Source organism: Streptomyces altiplanensis (assembly GCF_053591575.1).
In genome coordinates this window covers 28037-50211 of record NZ_JBSFUB010000017.1, presented here as the reverse complement: position 1 = coordinate 50211, position 22175 = coordinate 28037, and the positions used below count along the sequence as shown (strand labels likewise).

Genomic DNA, 22175 nt, shown 5'->3' with positions numbered 1-22175 from the left:
TCATGTCCCTCCCGCACGCCATCCTCACCGCCCTGCTCGAAAAGCCTTCGTCCGGGCTGGAGCTGACCCGCAGGTTCGACAAGTCCATCGGCTACTTCTGGTCCGCCACGCACCAGCAGATCTACCGCGAGCTGGGCAGACTGGAGGAGGCCGGCGCGATCCGGGCCCTGCCGCGGCCGGAGCAGCCGACGCGGGGACAGAAGAAGGAGTACGAGGTCCTGCCGGCCGGGCGCGACGAACTGGCCGCGTGGGTGGGGAGGATCGAGGACCCCAAGCCGATCCGTGACGCCCTCCTGCTGCGCCTGCGCGCGGCGGGGGTGGTGGGCACGCAGGGTCTGGAGGCCGAGGTGCGGCGCCATCTGGAGCTCCACCGGGCGCAGCTGGCGGAGTACCGGGCGATCGAGGAGCGCGACTTCGGCGACGGCAGGGGCAGCGAGGGCGACCGGCTGCGGCATCTCGTCCTGCGGGCCGGGATCGACCTGGAGAACTTCTGGCTCGGCTGGCTCGAAGCGGCGCGGGCCGAACTCGCGGACATGGGCGCGGACGCCGCCGCGGACACGCGTACGGGCCCGGAGCCCGCCCCCTGAGCGGGGACGGGGCTCCGGGCCCGTACGGTGCGGCGGTGTCAGCCCTTGTTCTGGGACGCCCAGAACTCGTCGAAGGTGAGCTTGCCGTCACCGTCGGAGTCGTGGGAGTTGATCACGGCCTGGGCCACCGTCTCGGTGACGTAGGGGTCACCGAGCTGCGCCATGACGCTCTTGTACTCGACCGCCGAGATCGTCCCGTCCCCGTTGATGTCGTACCGCTCGAAAGCCTTGCGCGCCGACTCGATGTCCGCCACTGGACCCACCCCTTCTGGTGCTGATCAGAACCCGCACAGATTATCGGGCCGGTGGACGGCCCCGGCGGGCGCCCGTCTCCAGCCCGGTCCCGGTCCCGGCCCCAGCTCCGGCCCGGGCCTCCCGCTGCCGTGAACGTCTGCGGGCGGTGCCCGGGTCTCCGCAGGTCCGACTCGGCCGGGCACGACCGGCAGCGCACCGGCACAGGTCCTGGCCGCCCGCCATGTGACGCCGGACCCGGTCGTCTGGGCGCATCAGCCGCCGGACCACGCCCGCAGCGTGCGCACCTCTCACCGGGCGGGGCACCGCCCGGTGGGGTCGGAGGCGTCGCTGGTGCCCCCTGAATGATTCGACGTAAAACCATTCCGGCCGGTGGAGAGTTCACTTTCCGCCCTGGAGTGCCTAGTTCCGGCCAATACCGGGGCCGCTTTCGTAACGCTCCGCCGTCGGAGGATAACTTCATGGCGTCGTCGCCACACCAGGAGCACAGGGCTCCCCGGGACTAGCGGCGGCCAAGGGCGTTTCCCTCAGTGGCCATGACAGCTGACGCATTCACCGGGGACTCTCCGGGCAATGGCGATCCGGCAGTGCCGTGTACGGAATGGTCTTCCTTCCGGCGGGGCGACGCACTGTGCGAGGAGCGCTCCTGGCTGCGCGACCAGGAGCCGGTGGCGTGGGTACGCACCCCCACCGGTGACAGCGTCTGGCTGGTGAGCAGTTACCCGTCGGCCAGACAGGTCCTGGAGGACGCGCGGTTCGGCCCCGTCGGTGCGGCCGCTTCCCGCGTGCCGCACGGGGGCGCCGGGCTGCGCGGGGCGGTGATGAGGGGGCTCAACCCGCGTGCGGACGAAGGGCTGCACAGCTGGCTGCGCGGCACGGCGGACAGACTCATCGACGACCTGATGGCCTGGGGGCCGCCGGTGGATCTCAGGGCGGGGTTCGCCGATCCCTTCGCGGCGGCGCTGCACTGCAAGGTGCTCGGGGTGCCGTCCGGCGACTGGCCGCGGCTGACGTCGGGCCTGGACATCGCGTTCATGGCCAGCGCGCACCCCTTCGAGGGCGTGCGGCCCGACTGGTACAGGGACGCCGGTTACATGGCGGAGCGGCTGAACGCTCCCGCGTCCGAACGCTCCGGCCTGCTGGGGCAGTTGGCGGCGCTGCGCGAGGGCCCGGAGCCGGTGTGCCCGGCGGACGGGACGCTCGCCGCCGTCGCCGCCTCCCTGTTCGGCGCGGGCGCGGTCTCCACGTCCGCCTTCCTGGTCATGGCGGTACTCACGTTGCTCCGGCACCCCGAACCGATCGGGCGCCTGCGCGGCCGCCCCGAGCGGACGGACCGCGCCGTCGACGAACTGCTGCGCCGGAACCTGTCGGCCGCCGACGGCGTGCGCCGCGTCGCCCTCGCCGACGTACACCTCGGCGACGTGCTCGTCCGCCGGGGCGAGCCGGTCGTCGTCCTCGTCGAGGGCGCCGACTTCGACCTGGGGGCATTCGAGGCCCCCGGGGGCCTGAACCCCGGCCGCGGGCGCAACCCGTACCTCGCCTTCGGCGGGGGCCGGCACCTGTGCCCGGCGTCCGCGCTGGGGCGCGTCCACGCCGAGACCGCGCTCGCCGCGCTCGTGGACCGGATGCCGGGGCTGGGACTCGCCGTTCCGGCGGAGCGGCTGGTGTGGCGTACGGGGTTCATGCGGCGCCTGCCGGAGAGGCTGCCGGTGCTCTGGTAGGCGCGGTGCGGCGTGCGCCCCCGGGCCGGACACCCCGCTCCGCGCCGGCCACGCCGGCCACATCAGCCGCGTCAGCGGAAGATGCCGGTGTGGCCCAGCGAGTAGCGGCCCGGCTGCGGGTAGACCGCCAGGCCGTGCGGGCCGCCGCCGACCGGGATGCGGGCGAGCTGCTTGCCGGTGACGGTGTCGATCGCGTACACCTCGGAGTCGTAACGCCCGGACAGCCACAGCACCTTGCCGTCGGCCGAGACGCCGCCCATGTCGGGGCTGCCGCCGTCGGGCAGGTTCCACTTCTTGGTCAGCCTGTCCTTCGTGAAGTCGAAGACGGAGACGGACCCCTCGCCGCGGTTGGAGACGTACATCTCCTTGGAGTCCCGCGAGACGTAGAGACCGTGGCAGCCCTTGCCCGTCGGCAGCAGCCTGGGGGTGGTGAACTTCTTGCCGTCCAGGACCCACATGCCGTGCGCCATCATGTCGGCGATGTAGAACGTCTTGCCGTCGGGCGAGATCTTCACGTCCTGCGGCATCGCGCCCGCGAACGGGAGCTTCTGCTGGCCGACGACCTTCATCTTCTCGGTGTCGACCTTGAGCAGTTCGCCGGAGAACTCGCAGGAGACGATGAAGTACCGGCCGTCGGCGGAGAAGTCCGCGTGGTTGACGCCCGCGCAGGTGACCGGCACGGTCTTGACCCGGTCCATGGTGTGCGGGTCGCGGAAGACCAGTTCGCGGTCCATCGACGCCATGACGACGGCGTACCTGCCGTTGGGCGTGAAGTAGAGGTTGTACGGGTCGTGCACCTCCACCGGTTTGCCCACGGCGCCCGTCGCCGGGTTGATCGGGGTGAGGGTGTGGCCGCGGTTGTTGTTGACCCACAGGGTCTTCATGTCCCAGGACGGGACGACGTGCTGCGGCTGGACGCCGACCGGGATCGTCTTGATGACCTTGTACGTCCTGGGGTCGATCACCGACACCGTGTTGGAGTTGGTGTTGGGGACGTAGACCCGGGACGGGAAGTCCTTGACGACCGGCGACAGCCGGTTCGGCCGGTCCGCGGCGTAGACGTCCTTCGGGTCGAGCACCGGCGGCATCCCCGGCAGTCCGGGGGGCGTGGCCTTCTTCGCCTTGACGGGCGGCGCGGCGCCCTTGGTGCCGAGTGCTTCGGCCCTGTCCTTCGGGTCGGAGTCGGCGCAGCCCGCGAGGGCGGCCAGGAGGGCGCCGGCGAGCAGCGCGGTCGTACGTCGAATGATCGTCGTCATCGGGTCAGCAGCTCCGTGGTGGTCACCGTGCACAGCACGCTGCGGCATGTCAGTGTCACGCGCACCATTTAAGGGGTAATGGGAGCAGAAGGTAATGATTGAGCCAATTCAGAGCCCAGCGGGTCGTCAACCACGAGAAGCTCTTCACCCTTGCCGGGCAATGATTCACTCGCCCTGGCTTATATTTATGCAACCATTGCCAGGTAAGTGGCCCAACTCACCTACGATTCAGGCCGCGCCTGTCCGTCTTTACATAGCTTTGCCCGATTATGAGCTTTTGGCACCGTGCTCACCTGTCTGCCATAGTCGGTGCCACGACCCCCATTGACCCGGGCCAGGTCGTCATCACAAGCCGCCGCGGATCACACCCCCTCGTTCCACGGCGCTCCACAGAAGCCCCCGAAGCGTCGTACCCCGGCCCGCAGGGGGCTTCCGTGCATCCGGGGGCGGGCCTCAGCGCTGTTCGGCGGTGCGGTCGCAGACGCGCATCTCGAACCAGGTGGTCTTGCCGCGCGGCAGCAGATCCACCCCCCACCGGTCGGAGAGCTTGTCGACGAGGAAGAGCCCGCGGCCGCTGGTGTCGAGTTCGTGCACGGGCATCAGGCAGGGCAGGCCCCGCGACGGATCACGCACCTCGATCCTGATCCAGCCCCTGCGGCGCAGCATGCGCAGCCCGAAGGTGCGGGCGCCGGTGTGCCGCACGGCGTTGCCCACGAGCTCCGAGACGAGCAGCACCGCGTACTCCGCGGTCTGCGGGGAGAGCCCCCACTGGCGGAACACCACGCAGTGCGTGAGCCGCCGGGCCGTGGCGGCCGACTCCGGACGGGAGGGCAGCCGCACTTCCCCCTCCGTCGGATTCCCGAACAACTCCACGGCCTGGAACGCCTGTCCGTCCTCCACCGCCGACGTCCACCGTGCGGCGGCCGCACCTGTGCGCGACCGCGGTTGCTCCACATCCTCCAGCCCCGCCATGCCCCCATCATGACCGCCCGAGAGGCCGCCCGCGGCCGTTCCTGTGGATTCGACCCACCCGCACCCCCCTGCCCGGGGGTGCGGTTTGGCATATGCCCTTGGCAGCAAATACCTCGCCGCACCCCCTCCTACCTGCGGTGACGTGATGCTTATGTCTGATCACCGGGCAATCGGAGCAGCGCCGCCCCCGGGCCCCGTCAGGGCCGGACCGATCCGCCCGGGAGGGTTACGCGTCAACTGGACAACCGTCAGAGGAACTTGGCCTTTCCGGGCCCCTCCTCGACGAAACTGCGCATACCGCGCTCGCGGTCCTCGGTCGCGAACAGCCCGGCGAACCAGTTCCGTTCGACGGTCAGCCCGGTCTCCAGGTCCGTCTCCAGCCCCGCGTCGACGCACTCCTTCGCCGCGCGCAGCGCCAGCGCGGGCCCCTGCGCGAGCTTCGCCGCCCACGCGTGCGCCTGCTCGTACACCTCGGCCGCCGGCACCACCCGGTCGACCAGGCCGATCGCCAGCGCCTCGTCCGCCCGCACCTGGCGCCCGGTGAAGATCAGGTCCTTGGCCCTGGACGGGCCGACCAGCCGAGCGAGCCGCTGCGTGCCGCCCGCGCCCGGGATCAGGCCGAGGAGGATCTCGGGCTGGCCCAGCTTGGCGTTGTCCCCGGCGACACGGAAGTCGGCGCACAGGGCGAGCTCGCAGCCGCCGCCCAGCGCGTAGCCGGTGACCGCGGCGACCACGGGCTTGGGGATGCGGGCGACGGCGGTGAAGGCGTCCTGGAGGCCCTTGGACCGTACGACCATCGCCGCGTGGTCCATCGCCTGCATCTCCTTGATGTCCGCGCCGGCCGCGAACACCTTCTCGCCGCCGTAGAGGACCACGGCGCGCACGTCCTCGCGCCGGGCCGCCTCCTCGGCGAGCTCGCGCAGCCGGTCCTGGGTGGCGATGTCCAGCGCGTTCATCGGGGGGCGTGCCAGGCGGATGGTGCCGACACCCTCGGAGACTTCGAGATTCACAGTCATACGAGCGAGGTTAGCCTCCGTTAACGACAACGGGCCCCGTGCTGTGGACAACAGCACAGGGCCCGTACGTACGGTGTGTGTTACTTCTTCCACTCCGCCCAGGACATGTTCCAGCCGTTGAGGCCGTTGTCCGGCTGGATCTGCTTGTCGTGGGAGTTCTTCACGACGACCACGTCACCGAGGATCGAGTTGTCGAAGAACCAGGCCGCCGGGGCCTGCTTGTCCCACCCGCCCCGCACGTCCCGCAGACCCACGCACCCGTGGCTGACGTTGGCCGACCCGAAGGTGCCCGCGCCCGCCCAGTAGTTGCCGTGGATGAAGGTGCCGGAGGTCGACAGGCGCATCGCGTGCGGCACGTCCTTGATGTCGTACTCGCCGCCGAAGCCGACGGTGGCGCCGTTCATGCGCGTCACCTCGTACTTCTCGCTGATCACCATCTGGCCGTTGTACGTCGTCGACGACGGGGCGCCCGCGGTGATCGGGATGGTCTTGAGGACCTTGCCGTCGCGCTTGACCGTCATCGTGTGCGCCGCCGCGTCCACGACGCTGACCTGGCTGCGGCCGACCGTGAACTTCACGGTCTTGGTCTGCTTGCCGTACACCCCGGGCCGGCCCTCGACGCCGTCGAGGTTCAGCTTCAGCGTGACCTTGGTGCCCGCGGCCCAGTACTTCTCGGGGCGGAAGTCGAGGCGGTCGTTGCCGAACCAGTGGCCCTCGACCGGCACCGAGGGCTCCGCCGTCACCTTCACGGCCTTCTCGACGTCCTCGGGCGCGGTGATGCCGCGGCTGAAGTGCAGCGAGACCGGCATCCCGACGCCGACCGTCGAGCCGTCCTCGGGCGTGAAGTGGGCGACGAAGGTGTTCTTCGGCACGAGCGTGGTGAAGGTGGTGTCCTTCGCGGACTCGCGGCCCTCGGAGTCCTTCGCGATCGCGTGGACCTTGTACTTGGTCGCGGCGGCGAGGTGGTGTGCCGGCTCCCAGCCGGTGCCGTCCTTGCCGATCTTCCCCTCGACCTCGTTGCCCTTGGTGTCCTCGACCCTGACGGACGTCAGCCTGCCCTTGTCCGCGCCGATCTTCAGGGCCCCGCTGGTGGCGACGTTCTCCGCCCCGTCCTTGGGCGTGACCGTCACCACCGCCTGCGACGCGCTGGTGTCCCCGGCCTTCGCCGATCCGCCCCTGCCACCGTCCTTGCCACCGGAGTCACTGCTTCCGCCGCACGCCGTCACCAGCAGCAGCACGGCGCCCAGCAGCAGAGCCAGCAGCCCCCGGCCCCCGTGCCGGGACGCGCGCCCCCGCAGCGCTCCGGTCGATATCCCCGATATCTGCTGCCTGTTCAATTCGGTGTTCTCCCCTCGCACGGCCTGGCCCCAGCCACGGCCCGCACCCCCACGCGCAGCAACAGCGCGCACGAGAAAAGGTAATCACACCGGGCGTGTCACGGACTCCCCCTGTATGTCACCGTTCAGTTCCAAGTGGCCGGGGGCCGGTACGAGCCCGCGCAGGTCAGCGAGGGTCACCGGAGAGCGGACCCGGCCTTCCAGCGGGCCCAGTCCATGTTCCAGCCGCCGAGGCCGTTGTCGGGGGCGACCTTGCGGTCGCGGGAGTTCACCACCTCCACCACGTCCCCGACGAGCGTGCGGTCGAAGAACCAGCCGCCCGGGGTGTCCGGACTGCCGCCCTTCACATCGCGCAGCCCGATGCATCCGTGGCTCGTGTTGACCGATCCGAACGTCTTTGGCGGAGCCCAGTAGTTCCCGTGCAGGAAGGTCCCCGAATCCGTCAGCCGCATCGCGTGCGGAACGTCCGGGATGTCGTACTCGCCGCCGAAACCGACGGTCCTGCCGTCCATCCGCGTCACGTCGTACAGCTCCGTGACGACCATCCTCCCGTTGTACGTCGTGCTCTTGGGCGCCCCGGCGCTGACCGGCACCTTCGCCAGCACCCTGCCGCCGCGCCGTACCACCATGGTGTGCTCCTCCGCGTCCACCGTCGACACCTGGGAGCGGCCGACCGTGAAACCGACGGCCTTGTGCTGGATGCCGAACACGCCGGGCGCCGCCTCGACGTCGCGCAGCCGCAGGTCCACGCCGACGCGGGTGCCGGGCTTCCAGTAGTCGCGCGGCCTGAAATCGAGGCGCTGGGCTCCGAACCAGTGGCCGGCCACCTCCACCGGAGGCTGCGCGGTCACCTTGATCGCGCGCTCGACGGCGGCCCGGTCGGCGACGGGCCGGTTGAAGGAGAACGAAACGATCATGCCGGTGCCGACGGTGGACCGGTTCTCCGGTTTGAAGTAGCCGATGAAGCGGTGTTCGGGGACGACCGTCGTGAACGAGGTGTGCCGGGCGGAGCGCCGGCCGCGGCCGTCGACGGCGACCGCGTCGACCGTGTACTTGGCGGCCAGCCGCAGCGGTCCGCCGTCCGGCCGCCAGTTCCGTCCGTCGGCCGAGATCCGGCCCGTGACCTCCTGCTGGTCGGCGTCCTCGACCCGTACGACCTCGACCCGCTCCAGCCGCCCGTCGGCGACGCTCACTTCGATGCGGCCGTCGGCCCTGATGTCCTTCGCCCCGTTCTCGGGAACGATCCGGATGGCGTCCTGGGGCGAACGCGGCTTTCCGCCGAACACCGGTTCGCCGCCGGCCGTGCAGCCCGCGAGTCCGGCGATCAGCCCTGCCCCTGCCAGTACGGCGGCCAGGGCCGCCCGTGCGCGTCTCACTGCGTCTCTCACGTCCGACCCAACGATCTCCCCCCTGCGGTGGAAACGTGAGTACGACCTCTGTTGCGGGCAGAACAGGTGGGAGGACCACGCGAGGCAGCCGCGGCCGGGACGCCGCGGGGCCTCATCGATCCGTCGGTCCCAACGAGCCGCGGGAGGCTTACAGGTGTCCAGCGCACCCGAGCAGGAGGCAGTTCAGGAGGCGGTGCGGGAGCCGGGGGACGACAGTCGGCCCGCCCCCGCCCCGGTCGCGGTCAACGGGCGGCGCCCCGGCCACGGCGCGGGCGGGCCACCCGTGTGGCCGGGCGCACCGACCCCCCTGGGGGCGCGTTTCCGCGTCGGCCCCGACGGGGTCGCCGGCACCAACTTCGCGCTGTGGGCGGGCGGGGCCGAAGCCGTCGAGGTGTGCCTCTTCGACGAGGACGGGACCGAGACGCGGTGCCGGCTGACCGAGCTGACGCACGAGATCTGGCACGGTTTCCTGCCGGGCGTCCGCGCGGGGCAGCGCTACGGCTTCCGCGTGCACGGCCGCTGGGACCCGTGGACCGGCGCCCGCTGGAACCACGCGAAGCTGCTCCTCGACCCGTACGCGCGGGCCGTCGACGCGCCGCCGGGAAAGGAGTACAGCACGCTGCCCGGTGAGGTGTACGGGCACGTCAGGGACTGGCCGCAGCAGCACGTCGCGGACACCGTGCGCGACGGCCGGGACTCGGCGCCGTACGTCCCCAAGGGCGTGGTCGTCCACGACGACGCGCCCGACGACGACTGGACGGACGACCGGCGGCCCAAGACGCCGTGGGCGGACTCGGTCATCTACGAGCTGCACGTGCGCGGCTTCACCAAGCTGCACCCCGGCATTCCCGAGGAACTGCGCGGTACGTACGCCGGACTCGCGCACCCGGCGGCGGTGGAGCACCTCCAGCGGCTGGGCGTGACGGCGGTGGAGCTGCTGCCGGTGCACCAGTTCGCCCACGAGGACCACCTGTTGCGGCGGGGCCTGCACAACTACTGGGGCTACAACTCCATCGGGTACTTCGCGCCGCACGCCGCCTACGCGGCGACGGGGACGGCCGGGCAGCAGGTCGGCGAGTTCAAGGCGATGGTGCGGGCGCTGCACGCCGCCGGCATCGAGGTGATCCTCGACGTGGTCTACAACCACACGGCGGAGGCGGGCGAGCTGGGGCCGACGCTGTCGCTGCGCGGCATCGACAACCGCGGCTACTACCGCCTCCAGAACGATCCCAGGCGCTACGCCGACTACACGGGCTGCGGGAACACCCTGCACGTCGTGCAGCCGAACGTCCTGCGGCTGATCACGGACTCGCTCAGGTACTGGGTCACCGAGATGGGCGTGGACGGCTTCCGCTTCGACCTCGCGGCGGCGCTCGCGCGCTCGATGCACGACGTCGACATGCTGTCGCCGTTCCTCGCGGTGATCGCGCAGGACCCGGTGCTGCGGCGCGTGAAGCTGATCGCCGAGCCGTGGGACGTGGGCAGCGGCGGCTACCAGGTGGGCGCCTTCCCCCCTCTCTGGACGGAGTGGAACGACCGCTACCGGGACGCCGTGCGGGACTTCTGGCGGGGCGCGCTGCCGGATGTGCGGGATTTGGGGTACCGGCTGTCGGGGTCGAGCGATCTGTACGCGTGGGGCGGCCGGCGCCCGTACGCCTCGGTCAACTTCATCACCGCGCACGACGGTTTCACGCTGCGGGACCTCGTGTCGTACCACCACAAGCACAACGCGGCGAACGGCGAGGGCAACCGGGACGGGACGAACGACAACCGTTCGTGGAACTGCGGCGCCGAGGGCGAGACGGACGACGCCGGGGTGAACGAGCTGCGCAGGCGGCAGCTGCGCAACCTGGTGACGACGCTGCTGCTGTCGACGGGGGTGCCGATGCTCGTCGCGGGCGACGAGATGGGGCGCACCCAGGGCGGCAACAACAACGCGTACTGCCAGGACAACGAGGTCAGCTGGATCGACTGGTCGCTCCTGGAGGAACCCGGCTGGCGGGAGCTCTTCGAGCTGACGTCCCGCCTGCTGAGGCTGCGCCACGCGCATCCGGTGCTGCGCCGCCGCGCCTTCTTCTCGGGCCGGGCCCAGGCGGCGGACGGGCTGCGCGACCTGGCGTGGTTCACCCCGCGCGGCGAGGAGATGACGGAGCAGGACTGGTACGCCCCGGCGTCGACCCTGGGGATGTACCTGTCGGGCCGCGACATCCCGGGCCGTGACGCGCGCGGCGCGAAAATCACGGACGACAGCTTTCTCGCCATTCTGCACGCGGGGCACCGCCCGGCGGACTTCCTGCTGCCCGGCCCGCCGTGGGCACGTACGTACGAACTGGTCGTCGACACGTCACGGGAGAGCCAGGAGAGCCCTCCGGGGACGGTCCACGCGGGCGGCGAGGTGATCACCGCGGCGGCCAGATCGGTGCTCTTGCTGAAGGCGCGTACGGCGTAAAACCACTGAGCGGTGTCAGTGGTGAACCGTACGCTCGATCCTGATGACCGGAACGGACGCACCCTCCACGGAACGATCGGCCGTACGTTCGCTGCTGCGCCTGTGGCCCTACGTACGGCCGGTGCGAGCGCGTCTGGCCTGCGCGGCCCTCGTCGCGGTGCTGGCCTCCTGCCTCGGGCTGGTCATCCCGCTCGTCCTGAAGTGGATCGTGGACGGCCCGGTCGCGGACCGGGACCCGGGCGGGGTGTGGCTCGGAGCGCTGTACCTGCTGCTGCTCGGGCTCACGGAGGCGGCGCTCTTCGGGCTGAGGCGGTGGCTGGTGGCACGGCCGCTGGCGGGGGTGGAGGCGGCGATGCGGGGCGATCTGTACCGGCATCTGCAACGGCTTCCGGTGGCCTTCCACGACCGGTGGCCGTCGGGGCAGTTGCTGTCGCGCGGGACCACGGACCTGATGCTGCTGCGGATGTTCCTGGCGTTCCCGCTGACGTTCCTGCTGGTCAACGGGGTGACGATCCTGGTGGGGGTCGTCATTCTGCTGCTCCAGCAGTGGTCGCTGGGGCTGGTGCTGCTGGCGCCCGTGATCCCGCTGGTGGTCCTGTGCTCGGTCTTCGAGGCGAAGTACTCGCTGGTCGCGCGGCGCTCGCAGGACCAGGTCGGCGACCTGACGACCGTCGTCGAGGAGAGCGTGCTCGGCATCCGCGTCATCAAGGGGTTCGGACACAACCGCAGCCAGGCCCACGCCTTCCGGGAGCTGTCGCTGACGCTCCGGGGCACCGAGCTGGCCAAGGCCCGGCTGCTCGCGGGGATCTGGGCGACGATCACCGCCCTGCCGGAACTGGCCGTCGGGGCCGCGCTGGTGCTCGGGACGGTGCAGGTCGCCGACGGCGTGCTGTCGGCGGGCACGCTGGTGGCGTTCCTCTCCACGGCGCTGGCGCTGCGCTGGCCGGTGGAGTCGATCGGCTTCCTGCTCGCGATCAGCCAGGACGCGGCGACGGCGACCGAACGGTACTTCGAGGTGATGGACGCGCGGGAGGAGACGGAAGGGCCGGAAGGGACGGAGGAGGGCGGGCCCTCCTCCGGCGCGGGCCCGGCTGCGGCCCCGGCTGCGGGCCCGATGGCTCCCGGGCGCGGGATCGTCTTCGACGGGGTCGAGTTCCGGTACCCCGACGCGCCCGAAGGGGCTCCGCCCGTCCTCGCGCGCATCGATCTGCACGTACGGCCGGGCGAGACCATGGCCCTCGTCGGAGCCACCGGCAGCGGCAAGACCACGCTCACCACGCTCGTACCACGGCTGCACGAGGTGACGGGCGGGCGGATCGCGCTCGACGGGACGGACATCACGGCCATGCCGCGCGAGCGGCTGCGGGAGCTGGTGTCCGTCGCCTTCGAGGAGCCCACGCTGTTCTCGGCGAGCGTAGGGGAGAACGTACTGATGGGGGCGGGGCGGGGCGCGGACGAGGCCGATCTGGCGCGCGCGCTGGACACCGCCCAGGCCGGTTTCGTGCACCGGCTGCCCCAGGGCACGGCCACGCAGGTCGGCGAGCAGGGCCTGAGCCTGTCCGGCGGGCAGCGGCAGCGGCTCGCGCTGGCCAGGGCGGTGGTGGGCAGGCCGCGCTTCCTCGTGCTCGACGATCCGCTGTCGGCGCTCGACGTGCACACGGAAGCCCTGGTGGAGGCGGCGCTGCGGCGCGTACTGGAGGACACCACCGCGCTCGTCGTCGCGCACCGGCCGTCGACCGTGCTGCTCGCCGACCGGGTGGCGCTGCTGTCCGGCGGCCGCATCACGGCCGTGGGCACCCACCACGAACTGCTGCGCACCAGCGACGAGTACGCCTGGCTGATGTCGGGAGCCGAAGCCGGCGGGAAGAAGGACGACGGGGAGGGCGCATGACGACCACCGCGGACAACCGCTCCGCCGCCGGCACCGGGCCGGAGCCCGAGCCGGACCCCGGCGCCGGCCCCGGCGCCGGCGCGCAGGGCGGCAGCGCGCAGGGCGGCGACCTCTTCGACCGCGACGCGCTGCCCGCGCCCGAGGGCGCGACGCTCGCGCTGCTGCGCTCGCTGCTGCGGCCCCGGCGCGCCAGGGTCGCCGCCGCCGCGCTGATCCTGCTGTTCCAGCTGGCGGCGGTGCAGGCGGGCCCGCTGCTCGTCGCGTACGCCATCGACCGCGGCGTACCGGCCCTGCGGCGCGACGACTTCGGGCCCCTGGCCGCCGTCGCGGCCGGCTACCTGCTGTGCTCGGTGGGCGCGGGCGCCCTGCAGTACGCCTTCGTCCGGGTCTCCGCCCGTGTCAACCAGGACGTACTCCTCGACCTGCGCGGCAGGATCTTCCGGCACGCGCAGGCACTGAGCGTCGACTTCCACGAGCGGTACACGTCGGGGCGGCTGATCTCCCGGTCGACGACCGACGTGGAGTCGCTGCGGCAGCTGCTCGGCGAAGGCCTCCAGGAGCTGATCGGCGTCGTCCTCTCCTCGGTCTTCATCTGCGCGCTGCTGCTCTACCTCGACGTGGGGATCGGCGGGCTCGCGGTGGGGTCGTTCGTACCGCTGTACCTGCTCGTCCGGCGCTACCGCAGGCGTGTCGCCGTCGTCTTCGGCAAGCGGTCGACGGCGATCGCCGCCGTCATCGTGAAGTTCGCGGAGACGATGAACGGGATCCGGCCGGTGCGGGCGTTCCGGCGCGAGCGGACGAACGACGCGCAGTTCCGCGTGCTCAACCACCGTCACGAGCGGACGAACGGCGACGGCCTGCTGGAGATGGCCCAGTACGTCGTCGGTTCGCGGCTGGTCGCCAACACGGCGGTCGCCTCGATGGTGCTGTGGGGCGCCTACCAGGTCGCCGGCGGCGGCCTGGAGCTCGGCGTCCTCGCCGCCTCCGTGCTCTACCTGCGGCGGCTGTACGACCCGATCGACCGGCTCGGGATGTTCCTGAACTCCTACCAGTCCGCGGCCGCCTCCCTGGAGAAGATCGCGGGCCTGCTCGCCCAGGTCCCGGCCGTCCCCGAGCCCGCCGAGCCGCGGAAGCTGCCCGCGCCCGCCGGTGGCGGACCGGGCCGCGAGGTCGTCTTCGACGGCGTCGGCTTCGCCTACCGCACCGGCGGCGAGGTCCTTCCGCGCTTCAGCCTGACCCTGGCGGCCGGCCGGACGGTCGCCGTCGTCGGCTCGACGGGCGCGGGCAAGTCGACGCTCGCCAAGCTGCTGGCGCGCTTCTACGACCCGACCGAGGGCCGCATCCTGCTCGACGGCACCGACCTGCGCGACCTCGCCCTGCCGGAGCTGCGGCGCGGGGTGGTGATGGTGACCCAGGAGGCGTTCCTGTTCTCCGGCACGGTCGCCGAGAACATCGCCGTCGGCCGCCCCGACGCCACCCGCGAGGACATCGAGCGGGCCGCGGAGGCGATCGGTGCGCACGACTTCATCAGCGCTCTGCCGGAGGGGTACGACACCGACGTACGCAAGCGGGGCGGCCGGATCTCGGCGGGGCAGCGGCAGCTGGTGGCCTTCGCCCGCGCGCTGCTCGCCGACCCCGCGGTGCTGATCCTCGACGAGGCGACGTCGTCCCTGGACATCCCGGGCGAGCGGGCGGTGCAGCGCGCGATGAACACGGTGCTGCGCGGGCGTACGGCCGTGGTGATCGCGCACCGGCTGTCGACGGTGGAGGTCGCCGACCGGGTGCTGGTCATGGAGCACGGCCGCATCGTCGAGGACGGCTCCCCCGCCGGACTCGTCGGCGGCACGGGACGCTTCGCGGACCTGCACCGGGCCTGGCGCGACAGCCTGGCCTGACGATGACCGGGGGCGGCGCGTACGCCGCGCTCCGGCACGCGTGGCACGGCCGCCGGCACCGGTCGCGGCGGCCGTTCACAGCCGGCCCGCCTTCGCCCTCCTCTCCAGGTACTCCTCGAACGTCACCGTCCCGACGGCCCGGTCGGGGGCCAGGTGGCCGCCCGCGCGGTACGCCCGGAACGCCTTGCCCGGCAACCGCACCGGCACGAGCCGCCGGCGCCGCCCCGCCGCGCGCAGCGCCGAGGCGGCCAGGTCGCGGGCGTCGCGCACCTCGGGGCCGCCCATGTCCGGCACCCGCCCGGCCGGCGCGCTCCGGGCGAGCTCCGCGAGCCGCCCGGCGACCTCCGCGACCTCGACGGGCTGGAAGCGCAGGCCGGCCGGCACCAGTGTCACCGGCAGGCGCCGCTGGGCGAGCGTCATGGTGGCCACCAGGTCGTGGAACTGCGTGGCGCGCAGGATCGTCCAGGGCAGCCCGGACCCCTCGACGAGCCGCTCCGCGGCGAGCTTCGCGTCGTAGTAGAAGAACGGCACCCGGTCCACGCCCACGATCGAGATGTAGACCAGGTGCGGGCCGCCGGCCCGCCGGGCGGCGTCGATCAGCCGCCGGGTCGTCGCCACGTCGTTGCGGGCGTTCGTGGCGCAGTGCACGATCGTCGCCGCGCCCTCCACCGCGGCCCCGAGCCCCTTGCCCGAGGCGAGGTCGCAGACCGCCCACGTGTACGGCCTGTCGTCGTCCGCCCGGCGCGGGCGACGGCTCATCACCTGTACGGCCGCGCCCTCCGCCAGCAGCCGGTCCACCAGGGGGCGCCCCAGCGTTCCGGTGGCGCCCGTCACCAAGATCGGTCCGTCCATCGCCACGTTCCCGTCCCTCCGGAGTGCACTGAAACCGGTCAGTCCGCAACATCATCGCGCGACCGGCCCCGGCCCGGCACCGGACCCCGGCGGCGTTGCGGCAACACCCCGTGAAACGTCCGCTGAACGGACACGGCTCTTCGGGCAGCGGACGATTTCCGGCCAACTTGTTGACGCGCTCCTGACAGACAACCCCCGTTCCTGCCACTCTTCCCCCGTTCCGCGCTCCACCTTGCTCCGCACGGCTCCGCCCGGGCAGCCCACCCCAAGCCGCCCGACACCCCCCTTGCAGAAGGAGTTCGCGTGAGATCCACGACTGGACGACGTGCCACCGCGACCGGCGCGCTGCTGACCGCGGCGGCACTGCTCACCGTCGGCGTACAGGCCGGCACCGCATCGGCCGACGATCCTTGGACCACCGCCCCGAAGACCGCCGCGGCCGGGAAGGCCGACCCCGGCGCCCTGCCCGCGAAGCTCTCCCCCGCCCAGCGCGCGGAGCTGATACGCGAGGCCAACGCCACCAAGGCGGCCACCGCCAAGGACCTCGGCCTCGGCGCCAAGGAGAAGCTCGCCGTACGCGACGTCGTCCAGGACCGCGACGGGACCACCCACACGCGGTACGAGCGCACCTACGACGGACTCCCGGTCCTGGGCGGCGACCTGATCGTCGCCGAGACGAGGGCGGGGAAGACCGAGGGCGTGACCAAGGCGTCCAAGGCCCGGCTCACGTCGGTCGACACCAGCGCCGAGGTCACGCCGGCCGCCGCCGAGAAGCAGGCGCTGGGCGCCGCGAAGGCCGAGGGCTCGAAGAAGACCGAGGCCGACCGCGCCCCGCGCAAGGTGGTGTGGATGGGGCAGGGCGAGCCCACGCTGGCGTACGAGACGGTCGTCGGCGGCCTGCAGCACGACGGCACCCCGAACGAGCTGCACGTCGTCACCGACGCCTCCACCGGCAAGAAGATCTTCGAGTGGCAGGCCATCCACAACGGCACCGGCAACACCCAGTACAGCGGCCAGGTGACGGTGGGCTCCGCCCCGTCGTACACCCTGACCGACACCGGGCGCGGCAGCCACAAGACGTACAACCTCAACCGGGGTACGTCGGGCACCGGCACCCTCTTCTCGGGGCCGGACGACGTCTGGGGCGACGGCACTCCGCAGAACGCCGAGACCGCGGGCGCGGACGCGGCGTACGGAGCGGGCCTGACGTGGGACTACTTCAAGAACGTGCACGGCCGCAGCGGTATCCGCGGTGACGGTGTCGGCGCGTACTCCCGGGTCCACTACGGCAACGCGTACGTCAACGCCTTCTGGTCGGACGCGTGCTTCTGCATGACGTACGGCGACGGCGCGAACAACACCAAGCCGCTCACCTCGATCGACGTCGCCGCGCACGAGATGACGCACGGCATCACCTCCAACACCGCCGGCCTCGTCTACAGCGGCGAGTCGGGCGGCCTCAACGAGGCGACCTCCGACATCTTCGCCGCCGCCGTCGAGTTCAACGCCAACAACACCAAGGACGTCGGCGACTACCTGGTCGGCGAGAAGATCGACATCCGGGGCAACGGCACGCCGCTGCGCTACATGGACAAGCCGAGCAGGGACGGCTCGTCCAAGGACGCCTGGTACTCGGGCATCGGCTCCATCGACGTCCACTACTCCTCGGGCCCGGCGAACCACTGGTTCTACCTGCTCTCCGAGGGCAGCGGCGCCAAGACCGTCAACGGCGTCAGTTACGACTCGCCGACCTCCGACGGCCTGCCGGTGACCGGCATCGGCCGGGAGAAGGCCGCGCAGATCTGGTTCAAGGCGCTCACCACCAAGTTCGGCTCGTCGACCAACTACGCGGGGGCCCGCACCGGCACCCTCGCGGTCGCCGGTGAGCTGTACGGCACCACCAGCGCCGAGTACAAGGCCGTCGCCGACGCCTGGGCGGGCGTCAACGTCGGGGCCCGTCCCGGCGGCGGCGACCCGGGGACCGGCACGTCCTTCGAGAACACCGCCGATGTCGCCATCCCGGACAACGGCGCGGCGGTCACCTCGTCGGTCACCTCCACCAAGACGGGCGCGGCGCCCAGCAACCTCCAGGTCGGCGTGGACATCGTCCACACCTGGCGCGGTGACCTGGTCGTCGACCTGCTCGCCCCGGACGGCACGGCGTACCGCCTGAAGGGCTCCAGCTCGTCGGACTCCGCGGACAACGTCAAGGAGACGTACACGGTCAACGCGTCCTCCGAGACGGCGAACGGGGTCTGGAAGCTCAGGGTCCAGGACGTGGCCAGGCAGGACACCGGCTACATCAGCGGCTTCAAGCTGACGTTCCCGTAACACCCCGCAAAGGCCCGTAGAACACCGCGGAAGAGCCCTGCGGGAACGGATGTCCGTTCCCGCAGGGCTCTTCCCTGTGCCTGGCGGGCCTGGCGGGCCTGCCGGGTGCGTCGGCGCATCAGTGCGTCAGCGCATCAGTACGCCCGCGCCCTCCCCCGTCGCCCCGGTCGGCAGCGCCACCAGGCCCAGGTCCGCGCTGTGCGGCAGCAGGCGGTGGGACGGCAGTATCCGGACCGTGTAACCGAAGGGGCCCGTGCGGTCGAGGGTCAGGGGGCCCTCGTACATCCAGCGGCCCTCCAGGTCCGGACCGCCCGCCGGCTTCAGCGGGAAGGTCTGGGCGTCGCCGATCGCGTCGTCCGGGTCGACCCGGCCCGCGACCGCCTGCACCTCCACGTCGTCCGGACCGAGCCGGCCCAGGGCCACGCGTACGCGCAGGCCGAGCGTCGAGCCGAGCTCCGCCGTGCCGTTGACGGCGGTGGCCGCCACGGCTTCGACGTGGTCGACCGCGACCTGCGGCCACGCGGCGCGCACCCGCGCCTTCCACGCCGCCAGTTCGCGGGCCGCGTCCGGGGCCAGCGCCCGGTGCGCCTCGGCGGCCGGGGCGTACAACCGCTCGACGTACTCCCGCACCATGCGCCCCGCCAGCACCTTCGGGCCGAGTGTGGCCAGGGTCTGACGGACCATTTCGATCCAGCGGCCGGGCAGCCCGTCCGGGCCCCGGTCGTAGAAGCGCGGCGCGACGCGCTGCTCGATCAGCTCGTACAGCGCGTTGGCCTCCAGGTCGTCGCGCCGGTCCACGTCGGTGACCACGCCGTCGGCGGTCGGGATGGCCCAGCCGAAGTCCGGCTCGAACCACTCGTCCCACCAGCCGTCGAGCACCGACAGGTTGAGGCAGCCGTTGAGCGCGGCCTTCATCCCGCTCGTGCCGCACGCCTCCAGCGGGCGCAGCGGGTTGTTCAGCCAGACGTCGCAGCCCGGGTAGAGCTTCTTCGCCATGCCCATGCCGTAGTCGGGCAGGAAGACGATCCGGTGGCGCACGCGCGGGTCGTCCGCGAACCTCACCAGCTCCTGCACCAGCCGCTTCCCGCCGTCGTCCGCCGGGTGCGCCTTGCCCGCCACCACGATCTGCACCGGCCGCTGGGGGTGCAGCAGCATGTCCATCAGCCGGTCGCGGTCGCGCAGCATCAGGGTGAGCCGTTTGTACGAGGGAACGCGCCGCGCGAAGCCGATGGTCAGGACGTCCGGGTCCAGCGCGGCGTCGGTCCACCCGAGCTCCGCGTCCACGGCGCCGCGCTGGCGCCACGAGGCGCGCAGCCGCTCCCGCACCTCCTGGACCAGTTGCTGGCGCAGGGTGCGCCGCAGGTCCCAGATCTCGGCGTCCGCGATGTCGCCGACGGCGTCCCACCGCTGGGACCCGCCGACCGACAGGGCGTCCTCGATACGGCCCCCGCCGATCTGCCGCGCTCCCAGGCGCATGACTTCCGGGGCGACCCAGGTGGGCGCGTGCACCCCGTTGGTGACCGAGGTGATCGGCACCTCCTGGGGGTCGAATCCCGGCCACAGACCGGAGAACATCCGGCGGCTGACCGCGCCGTGGAGGGTGGAGACGCCGTTGGCGCGCTGGGCGAGCCGCAGGCCCATCACGGCCATGTTGAAGAGGTTCGGCTCGCCGCCGGGGTAGGTCTCCATGCCGAGCTGGAGAACGCGCCCGACGTCGACGCCCGGCAGTTCGCCCGAGTCCCCGAAGTGGTGCGCGACGAGCTCGCGGTCGAAGCGGTCGATGCCGGCCGGCACGGGCGTGTGCGTCGTGAAGACGGTCCCGGCCCGTACCGCCTCCAGGGCGGCGTCGAACTCCACCCCTTCGTCCGCCAGCTCCCGGATCCGCTCCAGGCCGAGGAAGCCCGCGTGCCCTTCGTTGGTGTGGAACACCTCGGGGGTGGGATGGCCGGTCAGGCGGCAGTACGAGCGGACCGCCCGCACCCCGCCGATGCCGAGCAGCATCTCCTGGAGCAGCCGGTGCTCGCTGCCGCCGCCGTACAGCCGGTCGGTGACGTCGCGCTCCCCCGCCGCGTTCTCCTCGACGTCCGAGTCGAGCATCAGCAGCGGTACGCGCCCGACCTGGGCCTGCCAGATGTGGGCGCGCAGGGCCCGCCCGCCGGGCAGGGTGAGCGCGACCTGGCTGGGGGTGCCGTCGGCCTCCCGGAGCAGGGACACGGGCAGCTCGTTCGGGTCGAGCAGCGGGTACTGCTCCTGCTGCCAGCCGTCCCGGGACAGGCTCTGCCTGAAGTATCCGTGCCGGTAGAGCAGCCCGACCCCGATGAGCGGTACGCCCAGGTCGCTGGCTGCCTTCAGGTGGTCACCGGCGAGGATGCCGAGGCCGCCCGAGTACTGCGGAAGGGCCGCCGTGACCCCGAACTCGGGTGAGAAGTAGGCGACGGCGGCCGGTAGCTGGGGAGTGGGTGACTGCGACTGGTACCAGCGCGGTCCGCGCAGGTACTCGTCCAGGTCGTCGGCGGCGGCGGTCAGTCTGGTCAGGAAATGCCGGTCCTCGGCCAGCTCGGCCAGCCGCCCGGCAGGCACGGCCCCGAGCAGCCGTACGGGATCACCCCCAGCGGCCGCCCAGCCTTCGGGGTCCACGGCCTGGAACAGCTCGCGGGTCTCGGTGTGCCACGACCACCGCAGATTGCGGGCCAGGTCGCTCAGGGGTCGGAGGGGTTCGGGAAGAACGGGGCGCACGGTGAATCGACGAATGGCCTTCACGTGTTCCACCTTCGCAGGGGACGTACGAACCGGGTCGGACGCACGGCGGTGTGTGTCCGGCCTTTCCCTCCAGAAGGTAGTGCCACTCCACCCTCCTCAGCCACGGCGCACGGCGGGCGTGGAGGATCAGTGCAGGGCGTGCACCGGCACGTCGTACGGCGAGCCGAGGTTGACCGTGGCCGGGTCGAACGCCCCGGTGGCCGCGTACTTGGCGGAGACGGCCGCCAGCTCGTGCGCCGGGATCACCTCGTCGATGTCCGTGAAACCACCGGGCGCCCGTTCGTGCGCCAGGCTGATGACGGCCTCGGGGCCGAGCTGCCGGTTGGCCCGCTGGAGTTCGGTCATCGCGGGCCTGCGCTCCGCCTCGTACGCCACCAGCGCCTCGGCCGGATCGGCGTGCAGGGCCAGGGCGTGGGCGAGGGCGCGGGCGTCGACGACGGACTGGGTCGCGCCGTTCGACCCGACCGGGTACATGGCGTGGGCAGCGTCGCCGATCAGCGTCGTACGGCCGTGGCTCCAGCGTTCCAGGGGTTCGATGTCCACCATGGGATATTCGAACGCGTTGTCGGAGGCCCGCAGCACCTCGGGGACGCTGACGCCGTCGAACTCCCAGCCTTCGTAGTGGTGGAGGAACCTGGTCAGCGGGACCGGTCTGTTCCAGTCACCGCGCACGGCGTCGCCGATGGAGTCCGCGGGTCTCACCAGGGCCCAGTTGACCAGCACTTCACCGGTGCCGGCGGCCGGCCCGGACAGCGGGTAGACCACGGCCTTCTGCCGGTCGGAGCCCGCGACGAACATGAAGGGCCGCACCCGCTCGGCGGGCATCCGCGAGACGCCGCGCCACACGAGCAGACCGTTCCACTCCGGCGCGCCCCCGTCCGGACGGAGCGCGGCGCGGACGGCGGAGCGGATGCCGTCGGCGCCGATCAGCACGTCGGGCTCCAGGGTGGTGCGCCCGTGGGCCCCGCCGCCCCGGTGCTCCAGCCGCACGCGGGCCCGGCCGTCGGGCAGGGTGGTCAGCCCGGACACCCGTACGCCGGTGACGAGGGCGTCCGCGCCCAGCCGGTCCCGTACGGCATCGGCCAGCGTCCGCTGCAGGTGCGCGCGGTGGACGGAGAGCTGGGGCCAGCGGTAACCGGCGTCGAGACCGCGCCGCTCGCGGGAGATCAGGCCGCCGCCGCAGTGGTAGTAACGCAGTTCACGGGTGCGTACGGCCTCCCGGTCGAGGGCGTCGAACAGCCCGAGCGCGTCGAGTTCGCGCACCGCGTTGGGCAGGATGTTCAGCCCGGCGCCGACCGGCTGGATCGTGCGGGCCGCCTCGGCCACGGTGATCCGGTCGAAGCCGGCCGCGTGCAGGCTCAGCGCGGCGGTGAGTCCGGCTATGCCGCCGCCGGCGATCAGGATGTGCGTCATGGGTGGGTGGTCCTTCGGGTGCTCGGAGCGCGACGGCTCGACGGGAGGGGCGCCG

General features: G+C 72.0%; 13 protein-coding genes and 1 pseudogene. 5 read left to right on the top strand and 9 right to left on the bottom strand.

Translation table 11 applies throughout. The features are described 5' to 3' along the window. Positions 1-2: 2 nt before the first annotated feature. Positions 3-587, top strand: a complete 585-nt coding sequence (locus ACWD0Y_RS11205; protein WP_450260104.1) for a PadR family transcriptional regulator — start codon at positions 3-5, stop codon at positions 585-587. Between the two features lie 38 nt (positions 588-625). Here ACWD0Y_RS11205 and ACWD0Y_RS11200 read toward each other — a convergent pair whose 3' ends face one another. After that, entirely contained in the window at positions 626-841 is a 216-nt protein-coding gene (locus ACWD0Y_RS11200; protein ID WP_093798949.1) for an EF-hand domain-containing protein, read from the bottom strand. Positions 842-1375: 534 nt separating this feature from the next. Here ACWD0Y_RS11200 and ACWD0Y_RS11195 point away from each other — a divergent pair. Beyond that, the gene (locus tag ACWD0Y_RS11195) at positions 1376-2560 is read left to right on the top strand and encodes a cytochrome P450 (protein WP_450260103.1); all 1185 of its coding nucleotides are present in this window, start codon (positions 1376-1378) and stop codon (positions 2558-2560) included. A 71-nt stretch (positions 2561-2631) separates the two neighbouring features. Here the strand turns inward: ACWD0Y_RS11195 and ACWD0Y_RS11190 are convergent, their stop codons facing one another. From ACWD0Y_RS11190 to ACWD0Y_RS11170, 5 genes are all read right to left on the bottom strand, one after another. Next, positions 2632-3816: a YncE family protein gene (locus ACWD0Y_RS11190; RefSeq protein WP_450260102.1), complete on the bottom strand. Its 1185-nt coding sequence runs from the start codon at positions 3814-3816 to the stop codon at positions 2632-2634. Positions 3817-4269: 453 nt separating this feature from the next. Continuing rightward, on the bottom strand, positions 4270-4788 hold the full coding sequence (locus ACWD0Y_RS11185) for an ATP-binding protein (RefSeq protein ID WP_450260101.1): 519 nt from the start codon (positions 4786-4788) through the stop codon (positions 4270-4272). A gap of 248 nt (positions 4789-5036) precedes the next feature. Continuing rightward, a complete protein-coding gene (locus tag ACWD0Y_RS11180; protein ID WP_093798953.1) occupies positions 5037-5804 on the bottom strand; it encodes an enoyl-CoA hydratase/isomerase family protein in 768 nt (255 codons plus the stop codon). 80 nt (positions 5805-5884) lie between these two features. Then, a complete protein-coding gene (locus ACWD0Y_RS11175) occupies positions 5885-7141 on the bottom strand; it encodes a L,D-transpeptidase (RefSeq protein ID WP_450260100.1) in 1257 nt (418 codons plus the stop codon). 176 nt (positions 7142-7317) lie between these two features. Beyond that, entirely contained in the window at positions 7318-8517 is a 1200-nt protein-coding gene (locus ACWD0Y_RS11170; protein WP_450260099.1) for a L,D-transpeptidase, read from the bottom strand. 166 nt (positions 8518-8683) lie between these two features. Between ACWD0Y_RS11170 and glgX the strand changes: the two genes are divergently transcribed. Then, the gene (glgX, locus tag ACWD0Y_RS11165) at positions 8684-10978 is read left to right on the top strand and encodes a glycogen debranching protein GlgX (RefSeq protein WP_450260098.1); all 2295 of its coding nucleotides are present in this window, start codon (positions 8684-8686) and stop codon (positions 10976-10978) included. A 75-nt stretch (positions 10979-11053) separates the two neighbouring features. Then, positions 11054-14764 (top strand): annotated as a pseudogene (locus ACWD0Y_RS11160) (ABC transporter ATP-binding protein); the annotation flags it as partial. 75 nt (positions 14765-14839) lie between these two features. Here the strand turns inward: ACWD0Y_RS11160 and ACWD0Y_RS11155 are convergent. After that, positions 14840-15616, bottom strand: coding sequence for an SDR family oxidoreductase (locus ACWD0Y_RS11155; protein ID WP_450260097.1), 777 nt, complete (start codon positions 15614-15616; stop codon positions 14840-14842). Between the two features lie 303 nt (positions 15617-15919). Here ACWD0Y_RS11155 and ACWD0Y_RS11150 point away from each other — a divergent pair, with 303 nt between their 5' ends. Next, on the top strand, positions 15920-17947 hold the full coding sequence (locus ACWD0Y_RS11150; protein ID WP_450260096.1) for a M4 family metallopeptidase: 2028 nt from the start codon (positions 15920-15922) through the stop codon (positions 17945-17947). A 126-nt stretch (positions 17948-18073) separates the two neighbouring features. Here the strand turns inward: ACWD0Y_RS11150 and glgP are convergent, their stop codons facing one another. Further along, the gene (glgP, locus tag ACWD0Y_RS11145; RefSeq protein WP_450260095.1) at positions 18074-20707 is read right to left on the bottom strand and encodes an alpha-glucan family phosphorylase; all 2634 of its coding nucleotides are present in this window, start codon (positions 20705-20707) and stop codon (positions 18074-18076) included. A 126-nt stretch (positions 20708-20833) separates the two neighbouring features. After that, positions 20834-22120 (bottom strand): FAD-dependent monooxygenase, encoded by a 1287-nt coding sequence (locus ACWD0Y_RS11140; RefSeq protein WP_450260144.1) that lies wholly within the window; start codon positions 22118-22120, stop codon positions 20834-20836. Positions 22121-22175: the final 55 nt, after the last annotated feature.

Excerpts from the sequence above, each read along its gene's own strand:
- ACWD0Y_RS11180 (WP_093798953.1), bottom strand. The coding sequence starts at position 5,804 with ATGACTGTGAATCTCGAAGTCTCCGAGGGTGTCGGCACCATCCGCCTG.
- ACWD0Y_RS11185 (WP_450260101.1), bottom strand. The coding sequence starts at position 4,788 with ATGGCGGGGCTGGAGGATGTGGAGCAACCGCGGTCGCGCACAGGTGCG.
- ACWD0Y_RS11140 (WP_450260144.1), bottom strand. The coding sequence starts at position 22,120 with ATGACGCACATCCTGATCGCCGGCGGCGGCATAGCCGGACTCACCGCC.
- ACWD0Y_RS11205 (WP_450260104.1), top strand. The coding sequence starts at position 3 with ATGTCCCTCCCGCACGCCATCCTCACCGCCCTGCTCGAAAAGCCTTCG.
- ACWD0Y_RS11190 (WP_450260102.1), bottom strand. The coding sequence starts at position 3,816 with ATGACGACGATCATTCGACGTACGACCGCGCTGCTCGCCGGCGCCCTC.
- ACWD0Y_RS11195 (WP_450260103.1), top strand. The coding sequence starts at position 1,376 with ATGACAGCTGACGCATTCACCGGGGACTCTCCGGGCAATGGCGATCCG.
- ACWD0Y_RS11155 (WP_450260097.1), bottom strand. The coding sequence starts at position 15,616 with ATGGACGGACCGATCTTGGTGACGGGCGCCACCGGAACGCTGGGGCGC.